Consider the following 14547-nt stretch of genomic DNA (forward strand, 5'->3'; position numbering starts at 1 on the left):
GTGCCCGACGTCGTGACAGATTCATCAGCTGGTCCCCCCGTCCCCGCTCCGCTCGGAGCCTCGGACGAACTTCGTGCTCAGGTACGGATTCCCCGGCTGATCGCGATGGTGGCCGGCATACTCGGCGTGCTGTTCGCACTGATCACTCCGTTCGCACCCGTCACGCAGACCACCGCGAGTATCGAGTGGCCGCAGAACGGGCTCCTACAGGACGTGGACGCCCCACTGGTGTCCCAGGCACCCCTGCGACTGTCCGCAACCCTCCCGTGCTCTGCTGTGGCCGCGCTACCCGCGTCGGGCGGGCTGTTGCTGGCGACCGCACCCCCGCAAGGTGAGGGTGCCGCCCTCAACAGCCTGTTCGTTCGCGTCGGCGAGTCGAACGTCGATGTCCTCGACCGCAACGTCGTCGTCGCGACGGCACCGCGCGCCGACGTCCAGAGCACGCGCTGCGCCGCCATCGAGATCACCTCGAACGACCAGTACACTTCCGCAGCCTTCACCGGACTGACCGACGAGAGCGGCCAACCCGTCCAGGGTCGGCTCGACGGCGACCTCCGTCCGCAGGTCGTCGGCATCTTCAGTGATCTCAGTGGCGCGGCCCCGGCCGACATGTCGGTCACCGTCGACGTCGACTCCCGCTTCTCGTCGACTCCGACCATCCTGAAGTCGTTGATCATGGTGCTGGCGATCGCCTGCACGTTGCTGGCCATGGGCGCGCTCGCACGGCTCGACGGCACCGACCGCCGCGCGCACCGCCGCTTCTTCCCGTCCCACTGGTGGAAGTTCACGGGCGTCGACGTCACGGTTCTCGGAGTCCTCGTCGGCTGGCACTTCGCCGGAGCCAACACCTCTGACGACGGCTACCTGCTCACCATGGCCCGCGCGGCCGAACATTCCGGCTACATGGCCAACTACTTCCGCTGGTTCGGCGTCCCCGAGGCACCGTTCGGCTGGTACTACGACGTCCTGGCCGTCTTCGCCAAGATCTCGACCGCAAGCCCGTGGATGCGCCTGCCCGCCCTGATCGCCGGAGTCCTGTGCTGGATGGTGATCAGCCGCGAGGTGGTGCCGCGACTCGGACGCGCGGTGCGCAAATCGAACGTGGCGTTGTGGACCGGCGGATTGGTGTTCCTCGCCTTCTGGCTCCCGTACAACAACGGACTGCGTCCCGAGCCGATCGTCGCCCTCGGCGCATTGCTGACCTGGTGCTCGATCGAACGCTCCATCGCCACCGGCAGACTGCTCCCCGCCGCAGCCGCCTGCCTCATCGGTGCCTTCACCCTGGCCGCTGCGCCCACCGGATTGATGTGTGTGGCAGCGCTTCTCGCCGGAGCCCGGCCCATCGCTCGCATCGTGGTCCGACGCCACCGGCAGGTCGGCACCCTCGCCATGCTGGCACCGTTGGCCGCTGCCGGAGTCCTCGTCCTCGTCGTCGTGTTCGCCGACCAGACCTTCGCGACCGTCATCGAATCCACCCGAGTGCGCACCATCATCGGCCCCAACGAGGCTTGGTACCAAGACTTCCTGAGGTACTACTACCTCTTCGTCCAGACCGTCGACGGTTCCGTGGCCCGTCGCTTCGCGTTCCTCGCGATGCTCCTGTGCCTGTTCACCACGCTGTTCGTGCTCCTGCGCCGCCGGCGCATTCCCGGCATCGCGAACGGGCCTGCGTGGCGACTGCTCGGCGTCGTCCTCGGAACCATCTTCTTCATGATGTTCAACCCCACCAAGTGGACTCACCACTTCGGTTCCTACGCCGGAATCGCCGGTGGGCTCGCTGCCCTGACCGCAGTGGCCGTCTCGGCCAGCGCACTGCGCTCACGCCGGAATCGATCCCTGTTCACGGCCGGCCTGATGTTCGTTCTGGCGCTGTCGTTCTCGGGCATCAACGGGTACTGGTACGTCTCGAGCTACGGCGTGCCGTGGTTCGACAAGACGGTCTCGCTCGGTGGCAACGAATCCGGCTCGCTGTTCCTCGTCCTCTTCGGACTGGTTCTCGCCGTCGCGGCATTCCAATACCTACGTGAGGGATACGCACCGCCACAACCGAAACCGACGTCGGCCCGCGGTAGACGCATTCGCAAGTTCGCTGCCGCACCACTGACCGTCATCGCCGGAATCATGGTGCTGTTCGAGGTCCTCTCGCTCGTCAAGGGTGCCGTCTCCCAATATCCCGCCTACTCGCTCGCGCGCTCCAATGTGCAATCGGTACTGGGCAATTCGTGCGGACTCGCCAACGACGTGCTCGTCGAAGCCGATCCCAACGCTGATGTACTGAGCCCCCTGCCGGGTGAATTCGATCCCGTCGCAGGCCCCCTCGGCGGAGCCAGTGACACCCTGCGCAACTTCACCGCCAACGGAATCCCCAGCGACCTCAGCGCCGACGCCGTGGAAGTCAAACCAGGACAAGGCAATACCGACCAACAAGCCGTCGGCCCCGCCTTCGAGGAAGGCCAGAGCTCGGGCACAGCAGGAGGCACCGGCGCACTGGGCGTCAACGGCTCCACCGCCGCCCTGCCCTTCGGACTCGACCCCGCCACCACACCCGTCCTCGGCTCCTACCAAGAAGGAATCCAGGAACCGGCCGAGGCCACCTCGAGCTGGTACCAGCTACCCGCCCGCAGCGACGACGCACCACTTGTCGTGTTCTCCGCGGCCGGACGTATCTGGTCCTACGACGACACCGGTGCCCTCACCTACGGCCAGTCGCTGCTGCTCGAATACGGCAAGCGTCAGCCCGACGGAAGCGTCCAGGCACAGGGCACCTACCTGCCTCGCGACATCGGACCTGCACCCTCGTGGCGCAACCTGCGAGTTCCGTTGGCAGACATCGCACCCGACGCCGACGCCGTCCGCATCGTCGCCAACGACCCCAACCTCACCGGCGACCAGTGGCTCGCTTTCACCCCGCCGCGAGTTCCGGTGATGGACAACTTGAACACCATGATCGGCAGTGAGCAGCCCGTTCTGCTCGACTGGGCCGTCGGACTCCAGTTCCCGTGCCAACGACCGTTCGACCACCGCTTCGGCGTCGCCGAGGTACCGGGCTACCGCATCCTCCCCGACCGCCCACTGGCCGTCAGCTCCACCGACACCTGGCAGTCCGGCGAGAACGGCGGACCGCTCGGATGGTCCGAACTACTCGCCAAGCCTGTTGCCGTCCCCACCTACCTCAAAAACGACTGGGCCAGGGACTGGGGCTCACTGGAGCGCTACGAGCAGTACTACCCCAACGCCGTGCCCGCCGACCTACAAACCGGAGAAACCACGCGATCGGGATTCTACGAAGACGGAAAGCTGCGAGTCTTCGAGAAATAGTCCACCCAGCCTCACCCGCCCCTCCGCGTGGTGTCGCCCGCTCCCTTTTGGGATCAATGTCCCTTTGTTGCACTCTGACTGACTGAATCCCGCATTCATTCGGACGGGGGTTGGCGTACGGCCGATGGAGCGGGGTTCGGCACACGATCGATGGAGCGGGGGCTTACCACCGACCCCCGACAGTCTTCGGTGCACAAGACACGCCCTCGAGACATTTGTGCACAACCTCGTCGACCATCCACAGGGAACCCCTGAACGGCCGTTTTCGACGTCGAAGTGTCAGTGTCGCGCTCGACAGTCGAGGCATGAAACGGGGAGTTTGGGCCACAGACCTATCAATGCTCGAGGACGTCGCCGATCACGGCGTCGTGACAAGGGCACAGCTTCGCTCGGCCGGTGTCGCGGACGGGACGGTAGCCGGCCGATGCGCAGCCGGCGGACCCTGGCAGCACTTGCTGCCAGGGGTGGTGCTGTTGCACAACGGCTTCCCATCTCACCGACAGCGAATGGCTGCTGCCCTGGCTTACGGCGGCCCACACAGCATCCTCACTGGGAACGCGGCATTGAGTGTGCATGGCTTGGGGCCGAATCCACCGTCGAATGAAGTTCACATTCTCGTCCCGAACGAGATGCAGCGCGCATCCGTCAAATTCGTCCGATCCGAACGCACCTGGCGCATGCCCGAAGCCGTGTTCGACCACGGTCCGCGCTGTGCTCCGGTATCCCGGAGTGTCGTCGACGCGACCCGCGCACTACGCGGACGATCTCAGTGCACGGCTTTGATTGCGGAGATCATCAGACGGGGTGCGGCATCACTCGAAGAGCTGGCAATCGAATTGGCGGAGGGGCCGAGACGCTACAGCGCATCGACACGGTTGGCTATCAGGGATCTGGAAGGAAACGCTCACTCCGTCGCCGAGGCGGACGCTCAACGGCTCTACCGATCGAGCGGACTCCCACCAATGATTCACAATGCCCGGCTGTTCACCTCGGACGGTACATTCCTCGGTAGCCCCGACGGCTTCCTCGACACAGTCTGCTTCGGGTGGGAGATCGACTCCCTCGCTCATCACCTCTCGCCGATCGATCATGCGAACACGATGGCTCGCCGAGCTCTCCTGCAACGCCACGGCGCGATCGTGGTGTCACATCTGCCGCAGGACATCCGGGACGACCCCCAGCGCGTGCTCGCGGATCTTCGGGCCGGCTATCAACAGGCTCTGGCGCGGCCCCGTCCGAACCTCGTTCTTCGACGGAGCGCGACGTCGACCGGATGAATGTCTCTTGCAAGCACTCCAACTGCAACAAAGCCACATTCATTCGCTTCTGGCTCGGGGAGACAGACGAATGAATGCGGCTTTGTTGCAGTCAGAGCGACTGAAACCCACATTGATCCCAAAAGGGAGCGAAGCGACCCCGACGCAGGACCGGCGCGCTTGGCTAGATCGGGAGCAAAGAGTGCTTACGCGGACTCTTGTGTACTTCCTTGTCTTTCAGGATGTGCAAGGCCTTGCGAATTTCGAGGCGCGTTTGCGAGGGCTCGATGACGGCGTCGATGTAGCCACGTTCGGCGGCGATCCACGGCGTTGCGACATGCTCGTTGTAGAAGTTGATCAGTTGTTTGCGCAGCGCCGGAGCATTTTCGCCTGCCTCGGCGAGTTGCTTACGACTCATGATGTTGATCGCACCTTCGGCGCCCATGACGGCGATGCGGGCGGTCGGCCAGGCGAGGTTGATGTCGGATCCGAGCTGCTTCGAGCCCATCACCGCGTATCCGCCGCCGTACGACTTACGGATCACGACAGTCAGTTTCGGCACCGTCGCTTCGACGAACGAGAAGATGAAGCGGCCACCGCGATGGATGACGCCGAGGGTTTCCTGGTCGACGCCGGGCAGGAAGCCGGGTGTGTCGACGAGGAAGATGATCGGAATGTTGTAGGCGTCGCTGAGGCGGATGAACCGCGCACATTTGTCCGCTGCCTTGGCGTCGAGTGCCCCGGACAGGTGCATCGGCTGATTGGCGACGATTCCCACCGGCCGACCGTCGACGCGGGCGAAGCCGGTGATGACGTTCTGTGCAGTCTGGGCGGCGATCTCGTGGAACTCGCCGTCGTCGAAGATGCGCAGGATGATGTCGTGCATGTCGTAACCGGCGTTGTCGGCGTCGGGCATGAACGAGTCGAGCGTGCGATCGGATTCGGTGATCTCCGGCTCGAGCCCCGGGTTGATCACCGGTGCCTCTTCCTGGCAGCTCGACGGCAGGTAGCTCAGGTAGTTCCGAATCCAGTCGAATGCGGCCTTCTCGTCGGCAGCGACGTGGTGCACGTTGCCGTTGATGGCCTGGACACGGGCACTACCGAGTTCGTCGAGGCTGACGTCCTCGCCGGTGACGGACTTGATGACGTCCGGTCCGGTGACGAACATGTACGCCTCTTCGGTGGCGACGACGATGTCGGTGTTGATCGGTGCGTACACCGCGCCACCGGCGCATTTACCGAGGATCAGAGAGATCTGCGGGCACAGGCCGGAGAGCGCCTCGTGGCGTCGACCCAGTTCGGCGTACCACGCGAGGGAGGTGACGGCGTCCTGCACGCGAGCTCCACCGGAGTCGTTGATGCCGACGACCGGGCAGCCCATCTTGATCGCGAAGTCCATGATGCCGGCGACCTTGCGGCCGAACATCTCGCCGACGGTTCCGCCGAACACGGTCTGATCGTGCGAGAACACTGCGATCGGACGGCCGTCGACGGTTCCGTGCCCGGTGACGACGCCGTCGCTGTAGAGGGCACCCGGATCGTTCGGGGCCTTCACCAGCGCGCCGATCTCGACGAAACTGCCGGGGTCGAGCAGCGAGTTCACGCGATCTCGGGCGCTGGGTATGCCCTTCTTGGCGCGCTTGGCGATGCCGATCTCGCCGGCCGGTTCCTTGGCCAGTTCCAGCCTCGCCCGTAGCTCGGCCAGCTTCTCCGCAGTGGTGCCACTCAAAATCTACGCTCCGGTTCTTGCAGACTCGATGTTCTCGAGCGTCTTCGACAGATGGGCCGCAATTTTTCCAATGTACGGCTCGTCGACGACCGCGAGGTGGTCGCCTCCGACGTAGACGATCTCGAGGTCCTTGACCACCGGTCCCCAACCACCGTGCTCTTCGCGGGTGGCGTATGCGGGCTCGAGGGCGATCGCGTCGTCGTGGTACTTGTCGGCGAGGTACAGCGTGACGTGCCCGCCGTACTCCTTGAGCTCGGCCGTCTGGATAGCCCGATTGTCGAGCCACGACGTCCGCTGATGCTCGATGATGCCGCCGGGAATCTTTGCCCCGCTGAGCTTGACCAGATCGGTGATGATCCGAATCTGACCCTCGTCGTCGGAGTCGACCAACTTGTCGTACGGGATCGGGTAGTCGACGTTGTACGTCTTCTTGGCGAACGCGGCGTACCGCTCCCAACGCTTGCGGACTTCGTCCTTGGTGTCGGGGATCTTGGTGCCGGGCATGACGGTATCGAGCAGCCCCACGTAGGCGACCTCGATGCCTTCCTCTTCCATCTGACGCGCCACCTCGTAGGCGAGGATGCCGCCGAGCGACCATCCGACGAACACGTACGGTCCCTCGGGCTGGATCGCCTTGATCAGCGGCACGTACTCCGCGGCGCGCTTGGCGATGGGTCCTTCGACGCGCTCGAGGCCGTACATGGGCGTGCCTGCCGGCAACTTCCGCAGCAACGGCTCGTAGGCGACGGTGGAGCTACCGGCCGAGTGGAACGCGAATACCGGTGTGGCCGAGGAGCCCTCGGGGCGGGCCCGAAGATTGCGCACGACACCGTCGATCTCGCCGTCCTCGAGATGCGGGCGTACCTTGTCGGCGAGCTGCTCGATGGTCTCCGAGTCCAGTACGTCGTCGAAGGTGATCTCGCCGCCGGCCCGCTCGGTCAGGCGAGCGGCCAACTTCTCGGCCGTCTCGTCGTCGAGGATCGGCAGGGTGTTGAAGATGCCCTTGGCCGATTCCTTCGTCACCACTGCCCACGTTGCGAACGTCATCCGCTCGGCGTTGTCACGTGGGGGCACATCGGATCCGGCGGCCTCGGCGAACGCTTCCTTGCCGCCCAGGTCGGTCTGCGCTGCGACCACCGGTGCGGGTTGGTATTCCGCACTCGGAACCGCGGTCTCCGGTGCGGCGACGGCCGTCTCCAGGGCTGCGTCGCGTGCAGTCGCGCCACTCTCGGCAGCCTGCTCGGCAGCCTTTTCGGCGGCCTGCTTGTCTGCCAGCGCCTGCACCTCGTCGCGGTTCTCGATGGCGTAGCGCAGGTACTTCTCCACCTCACGCAGGTTCGCATCACGCACGGCCTGCAATTGCACTGTGGGGATGTCGAATTCGTACTCGACGCGGTTCTTGATCCGAACGGCGCTGAGCGAATCGAGCCCCAGTTCGATCAGCGGCACCTCGGGAGGTAGGTCCTCGGGTGCGTAGCCCATCGACTCGGCGACGATGATCGCCAGTCGATCTTCGAGCTTCTGATTGCCGTTGGGATCCCAGCGGTCACCGAACGTCTCGACGACCTCGGGCAACTCTTCCATCGGAGACGAGGATCGCTCTTCTACCGCCACAACGGGTTCCGGCCGCACATCGCCCGAGGTGACGACAGCCTCGTGCAGCAGGGTGAACGCCGAGCCCTCGTGTGCATGGACCTGGACCGACGCCCCACCGAGGTGCGAGGTCAATGTGGTGACGACCGTGCCGGCCACGGGCACCGATGCATGCGAGACCGAAGCACCCAGCGCCACATCGGAGAACACCTGCGAGGCAGCGGCGGTGACCAACGCATCGAATCCCGAGACGGCCGAGGCCTGGACTTCCCAGACGTGGCGGCCGTCGGGCAGCGCCACCCGGGCACCGGGAACGCGAGAGTTACCGCTGGAGCTGACTTGCGAGTTGAGCCAGAACTCCTTGCGCAAGTACGCAGTTCGCGGAATTGCGGCATACGGACCCGACTCGAACAGCGTCGCCAGTTCCAGCGCATGACCGTGCACGTACAGCTGCGCCAGCGCGGCGAGGAACGTGTCGGCCTCGTCTTCCTTGCGCTTGAGCGTCGGAATCAACGTGGCGTCGGCCAGGCCGGCAGCCCACGCGGTAGCGGCAACCGACATCAGCGCGACGGGGTTCGGGGCGAGCTCCACGAACGTCGTGTGCCCGTCTCCCACAGCAACATTGACGGCCTGGGTGAACCAGACCGGGTGACGCATTCCCTTGGTCCAGTAGTCGACTCCGTGAATCGCCGCATGTCCGACGCGGTAGTGCGCCTCACGATCGACCGAGGAGTAGACCCCCGCGGTGAGCTTGCTCGGTTCGATTCCGGCGAGCTCGGCGGCGAGCTCACCGAGCAGAACGTCGACTGCTGCGGTGTGGCCGGCTCCCTTGACGTCGAGCAGTCGGGCCATTTTGCCCGCGGCCTCGGCCTTTTCGACGAGGGCTTCGACCTCGGCGCGGGGCCCGCCGACCGTGGTGTGCGTGGGCGCGGCGTACACGCAGGGCTCCACGTTCGGGAACTGATCGGTGAGGGTCTTGACCTCGTCGGGGGTGTACTCGACGAGTGCCATGGCACCCTGCGAGGCGGCACCGAGGCCGTCCTGGCCCTCGGCCAGCAGCCGCGAGCGGGCGTAGATGATGCGGACGGCGTCTTCGAGGTTCAGGCCTCCGGCCACGTACGCGGCGGCGACCTCACCCATCGAGTGGCCGATGACGGCCGACGGCTCGGCACCGTGCGCGCGAAGCGTTGCGGCCAAGGCGATCTGGATGACGAAGATGGCGACCTGGGAGTTCTCGAACTCGTAGGTCTGCGAGTCGTCGAGGATGATCTCGCGGATGGAGTAGCCGGCTTCGTCGACGAGCAGCTCGTCCACCTTGTCCACCTCGGCGGCGAACACGGCGTTGGTTCGGTACAGCCGCGATGCCATCTTGCGGTGCTGCGAGCCGAATCCGGAGAACACCCACACTGCGCCGTTGGACGCGGGTGAGTCCGCGGAGAACACGCCCGGTCCGGGCTTGCCTGCTGCGATGGCGCGCAATCCGGCGATGGCCTCGGCTGTGGTGGACGCGAGAACCACTGCACGCGAACGCCCGTGGTTACGCCGAGCCAATGTACGGCCGACATCGACCAGAGGCGTCGTGCTGCCCTCTTCGGTCTCGAGCCAGTCGGCCAGTTCCGACGCCGCGCGCTTACGGCGCGACGGCAACGCGGCCGACACCGCGAGAATCACTGTCTCCGGAGCACTGTCGGACTCCGCCAGGATGGTCTCGGCCTCGGCGACCGGGCTGGTCGTCTCGGCGTCGAGCTGCTCCTCGTAGACGCCCTCCACCACCGCGGCCTCGGGATCCACGGCAGCGGGGTCGAATTCGGCCGAGGTCTCACCCGGTACGTACTCGCGCACGACGACGTGGGCGTTGGTGCCGCCGAAGCCGAAACCGGAGATGCCGGCGACGGCCTTGCCGGTGTACCGCGGCCAGTCGGTGGCCTCCGGGATGACCTTCAGGTGCGCCTTGTCGAAGTCGATGTACGGGTTGGGGCCCACGTAGTTCAGTGACGCTGGGAGTTTGTTCTCCTGCATCGCCAGCACGACCTTGATCAAACCTGCTGCGCCTGCGGCAGATTCGAGGTGTCCGAAGTTCGTCTTCGCCGAGCCGAGCAGTGCCGGCTTGTCCGCGTCGCGGCCACGGCCGACCACGCGGCCGAGCGCATCGGCCTCGATGGGATCGCCCAGAATGGTTCCGGTGCCGTGCGCTTCGATGTAGTCCACGCCCGACGGGTTGATGCCGGCGTCGCGGTATGCGAATCGCAGTGCGTCGGCCTGTGCGTCGGGGTTCGGCGCGAGGAGTCCGTTGGAGCGGCCGTCCTGGTTGATGGCGGATCCGGCGATGACAGCGAGCACCTGATCGCCGTCTCGCTCGGCGTCCTCGAGTCGCTTGAGCACGACGAGTCCGCCGCCCTCGGAGCGAATCATGCCGTTGGCGTCGGAGGAGAACGCCTTGATCTTGCCGTCGGGTGCCAGCACACCGGTCTGGCCGAAGCCCACGGTGATCGGCGGCGCTAGCAGCATGTTGACGCCACCCGCCACGGCCAGATCGGATTCGCCGGTACGCAGGCTGCGCACTGCCTGGTGCACAGCAACCAGCGAGGACGAGCAGGCGGTGTCGACGGCGATCGACGGCCCGCGGAAGTCGTAGAAGTACGACACGCGGTTGGCGACGATGGCGGTGGAGGTGCCGGTGAGTGCGTAGGGGTGCACGGCCGGATCACTGACGGCGATGAGCTGGTAGTCGTTGGACGAGCTGCCGATGAAGACGCCGACCTGGCTGCCCTTGACCGAGCTGGCCGGGATGTGCGCGTGCTCGAGCGCTTCCCAGGTCAGTTCCAGCGCGAGGCGCTGCTGCGGGTCGACGTTGACGACCTCGTTGGGCGACATCGCGAAGAACTCGGCGTCGAAGGTCTTGACGTCGTCGAGGTAGCCACCCTTGGTGACCGTCGCGTCGACGGCTGCGGCGATGACGGGATCGGAGGTGAATTCCTTCCACCGGCCCTCGGGCAGGTCGGTGATGCCGTCGCGGCCCTCGATGAGCAGCGACCACATCTCCTCGGGGGTGTGACCGGTGCCGGGGAAGCGCGACGACAGTCCGACGATCGCGATGTCGTGGGCGTCGCCCGACTGCACGCCGCTGGTGTAGAACGCGTCGTCGACGGTACCCACCGGCTCGTCGGGTTCGCCCTCGATGATGATCTTGGCCAGAGACGCGATGGTGGGGTGCTGGTAGACGACGGTCGCGGTCAGCGTGACCCCCACCAGCTCCTCGATCTCACCGCTCAGTGCGACGGCATCGCGAGAGGACAGACCGAATTCCTCCATCGGACGGTCGTCGGAGATGGCCGACGCGGGTTGACCCGTCGCGTCTGCAACCCAGTTGCGTAGCCAATCCCGCAGTTGGGCGACCGTGAGGTCCGTCCCGTCGGCACTCTGAATCTTGTCTGTCTCTTGTTCAGCCATTACTCACCAAGCTATGTATCGAAGGAACGGGAGGCCCAGAGATCAGTCGGGTAGTTCGGCGTCCGGGAATGCCGTCTGCTGGTAACCGCCGCGCAGGGTGCCCTCGATGTAGGCGGCCTTGCACGCGCGTCGGGCGATCTTGCCGCTCGACGTACGCGGGATGGAACCGGCCGGGACGAGCAGGACGTCGCGGACCGTGACGCCGTGCCGCGCCGAGACTGCGGTGCGCACCTCGTCGGCGATCGGAGCCGGGTCTGCCTTGCCCGAGCCGGGAGCGCGCTCGGCAACGATGACGAGCTGTTCGGAGCTGTCGTCCGAATCCTTGGTCAACGCGGCACCACTGAACTCGAACACGACGTCGGGCAGCTGGTTGAGCGGCACCGCGAACGCCGCCACGAAGCCCGGCCGCAGAGCCTTGCTTGCTTCCTGCGCCGAGAACTCGATGTCCTGGGGGTAGTGATTGCGGCCGTCGACGATGACGAGGTCCTTCACGCGGCCGGTGATGTAGAGCTCGCCGTCGTGATAGACGCCGAAGTCTCCGGTGCGCATCCAGTTGGCGCCCTCGGGGGCACCCGTGGCGTGCGACCCGTCGGCGACGCGGTGGACGAGCTTGTTGTGGAAGGTTTCGCTGGTCTCGGTCTCGCGACCCCAGTAGCCCTTGCCGATGTTCTCGCCGTGCAGCCAGATCTCGCCGACGTGTTCGTCGGGCACCTCGGTGGCGGTTTCGGAGTCGACGATCGCGGCCCACTGACTCCGGGCGACGGTTCCGGTCGATACCTGCGGGATGGCTCCGGGAGCGTCGGGTGCGACGACGACGAAATTGCCTGCGTTCAGCTCGACACGGTCGACGTAGACGACCTTGGCCTCGTCGGCGTGCTTGCTCGTCGAGACGAACAGCGTGGCCTCGGCCATGCCGTACGACGGCTTGATCGCGGACTTCGGCAAACCGTACGGGCCGAAGGCCTCGTTGAACTTCTTCATCGACGACGTGGTGACGGGCTCGCTGCCGTTGATCAGGCCGATGACGTTCGACAGGTCGAGACTTTCACCGTTCTTGGGCAGTCCGCGCTGGGCGGCGTGCTCGAACGCGAAGTTCGGTGCCGCGGCGAACGTGCCTGCTCCGTCGGAGACAGCGGCGAGTTCCTTGATCCAGCGCCACGGCCGCTGCACGAACGCGCGCGGGCTCATGATCGTGATGTATTTGCCACCGAGGGCCGGGAGGATGACGGTGAGCAGGCCCATGTCGTGGAACATCGGCAGCCAGGTGACGCCGCGCGAGTCGTAGTTGATCTCCATGCTGTCGACCATCTGCAGCGCGTTGACGCCGACCGCGCGGTGCGTGATCTCGACGCCGGCCGGGGTCCGCGTCGAACCGGACGTGTACTGCAGGTAGGCGATGTCGTCCAACCCTGCATTGGGCTCGACCCACGTCTCGCCGACGCTGTCGGGAACGGCGTCGACGGCGATGATGCGGGGCCGCTCGGCAGCGGGGAGCGCGCGGAAGAACGCGCGAACGCCCGCCGCGGAGTTGCTGGCGGTGAGGATCGCGCTGGGCTTGCAGTCGCCGAGGACGGCATGCAGGCGGTCGGTGTGGCCGGGCTCGTCGGGATCGAACAGCGGCACCGCGATGGTGCCCGCGTAGATCGCGCCGAAGAACGCGATGACGTACTCGAGGCCCTGGGGGGCGAGGATCGCCACGCGGTCACCGGGCTCGGTGACCTGCTGCAGGCGGGCGGCGACAGCGCGCAGCCGCTTGCCGAACTGTGACCAGGTCAACTCGTGCGCTTCACCGTCCCGTTCCCGGGAGTAGTCCATGAACCGGTACGCGAGCGTGTCGGCGTTCTCTTCGACGTTCGCCTCGACGTGGCGGACGAGTGTCTGCCCTTCACCGATGGTGATGTGGCCGTTCTCATCGATGAAATCATCGAACGTGTGGCTCATTTGCTTCAATCTCCTCCGACACGAATCGCTGCCACACATCGTGCGTGACCTGGCCTTGCATTGACGACGTTCATCGATGCAGACCCCGAACAGCGTTTTATGTTACTAAGTGGTAACTCCAGCGGTGGCGGTTTCGGTCGACCTCGAGGCCGACTCCATGCTACCGACACGCGCCTGCGTCACTCGCCTTTCAGCAAGTCGACAACCGGAGCGAATGCTTCCATTTGTGTGGGGAAAACCCCGACATAGGACATCGTCGTCCGCGCGCGAACGTTACGGATCTGATCGGCGATTTCCTCGTACGTTCCGAAGGCAAGGTACGGCGACGACAGAATGTCGTCGACCGTGAGCTTGACGTCGACGTCCACGTTGGGCGGATAACCGTTGTCCAGCGCGGCCAACGCCATCTCGGCCATCTGCTCGCGATCGTCGGTGACCACGATGGTGGTGATCGCCCAGTTCAGCTCGATGTCGTCGAACCGATCCCCTGCGGCAGCCCGGATGAGCTCGACGCGCTCGAGAGTCTTCTCGATGGTCATGCCCGACAGCAGCAACTTGCCTTCCTTCGAGGTGCTCGGCACCACGGAGATGATGTCGGCGTGCTTGGCCGCCAGCGCGAGCATCTTGGGGCCGCCGCCGCCGATGCAGATCGGCGGACGCGGTCCCTGACGCGGACGAGGGCTGCCCTTGAGACCGGTGATCGTGTAGTGCTTGCCCTCGTAGTTGCATTCCTGACCGCGCAGCAACACGTCGAGAATGTCGAGGGTCTCTGCGAGCTTTTCGATGCGGACGCCGGGACGGTCGTAGGTGATGCCGGCCTTGTCGTATTCCTCGCGCATCCAGCCCGCGCCGAGTCCGAGTTCGAGCCGTCCGCCGGAGAGCACATCGATGGTCGCCGCGTCCTTGGCGAGCACCGCGGGATGGCGGAAGCCGTTGGCGAGCACCGCCGTGCCGAGCCGAATCTTGTCGGTGGCGACGGCGAGAGCTCCGAGCGCCGCGATCGGCCCGACCTGATTACCGAGATGATCGGGAATCATGAAGCTGTCGTAACCCAGTTCCTCGGCCTGCTGAGCCAGCTTGATGAACTTCCGAGCCCCGCCCTCCTCCGCGTTTCCCTCTCCGCCTGCAGCGAAGCGGAATTTGCGCGGCCCGGGGGTCGCGGCCTCGGCGGAACTCATCTATTGCTCTCCTCTGGGGTCTGGAGCGGCCGGCACCTGGGGTCTGAGGTGGTCGGCACCGGGGGTCTGGGCACACCGTGCG

6 protein-coding genes are annotated in these 14547 nt (G+C 65.6%); 2 read left to right on the plus strand and 4 right to left on the minus strand.

The window, feature by feature from the left end; all coding sequences use genetic code 11:
- Together ASH04_RS06205 and ASH04_RS06210 are read left to right on the plus strand one after the other, a co-directional pair.
- Positions 1 to 3318: an arabinosyltransferase domain-containing protein gene (locus tag ASH04_RS06205; RefSeq protein WP_057473077.1), complete on the plus strand. Its 3318-nt coding sequence runs from the start codon at positions 1 to 3 to the stop codon at positions 3316 to 3318.
- 305 nt (positions 3319 to 3623) lie between these two features.
- Positions 3624 to 4595: a hypothetical protein gene (locus ASH04_RS06210; protein ID WP_032366761.1), complete on the plus strand. Its 972-nt coding sequence runs from the start codon at positions 3624 to 3626 to the stop codon at positions 4593 to 4595.
- Positions 4596 to 4758: 163 nt separating this feature from the next.
- Here ASH04_RS06210 and ASH04_RS06215 read toward each other — a convergent pair whose 3' ends face one another.
- From ASH04_RS06215 to ASH04_RS06230, 4 genes are all read right to left on the minus strand, one after another.
- Positions 4759 to 6303: an acyl-CoA carboxylase subunit beta gene (locus tag ASH04_RS06215; RefSeq protein ID WP_027494804.1), complete on the minus strand. Its 1545-nt coding sequence runs from the start codon at positions 6301 to 6303 to the stop codon at positions 4759 to 4761.
- 3 nt (positions 6304 to 6306) lie between these two features.
- The gene (gene pks13 / locus ASH04_RS06220; RefSeq protein ID WP_057473078.1) at positions 6307 to 11346 is read right to left on the minus strand and encodes a polyketide synthase Pks13; all 5040 of its coding nucleotides are present in this window, start codon (positions 11344 to 11346) and stop codon (positions 6307 to 6309) included.
- Between the two features lie 42 nt (positions 11347 to 11388).
- Positions 11389 to 13287: a long-chain-fatty-acid--AMP ligase FadD32 gene (gene fadD32, locus ASH04_RS06225; RefSeq protein WP_032382997.1), complete on the minus strand. Its 1899-nt coding sequence runs from the start codon at positions 13285 to 13287 to the stop codon at positions 11389 to 11391.
- 179 nt (positions 13288 to 13466) lie between these two features.
- Positions 13467 to 14465, minus strand: a complete 999-nt coding sequence (locus tag ASH04_RS06230) for an LLM class F420-dependent oxidoreductase (protein WP_057473079.1) — start codon at positions 14463 to 14465, stop codon at positions 13467 to 13469.
- Positions 14466 to 14547 lie beyond the last annotated feature (82 nt).

Source organism: Rhodococcus sp. Leaf233 (assembly GCF_001426165.1).
GTDB classification, from domain to species: domain Bacteria; phylum Actinomycetota; class Actinomycetes; order Mycobacteriales; family Mycobacteriaceae; genus Rhodococcoides; species Rhodococcoides fascians.

Excerpts from the sequence above, each read along its gene's own strand:
- pks13 (WP_057473078.1), bottom strand. The coding sequence starts at position 11,346 with ATGGCTGAACAAGAGACAGACAAGATTCAGAGTGCCGACGGGACGGAC.
- ASH04_RS06230 (WP_057473079.1), bottom strand. The coding sequence starts at position 14,465 with ATGAGTTCCGCCGAGGCCGCGACCCCCGGGCCGCGCAAATTCCGCTTC.
- ASH04_RS06210 (WP_032366761.1), top strand. The coding sequence starts at position 3,624 with ATGAAACGGGGAGTTTGGGCCACAGACCTATCAATGCTCGAGGACGTC.
- fadD32 (WP_032382997.1), bottom strand. The coding sequence starts at position 13,287 with ATGAGCCACACGTTCGATGATTTCATCGATGAGAACGGCCACATCACC.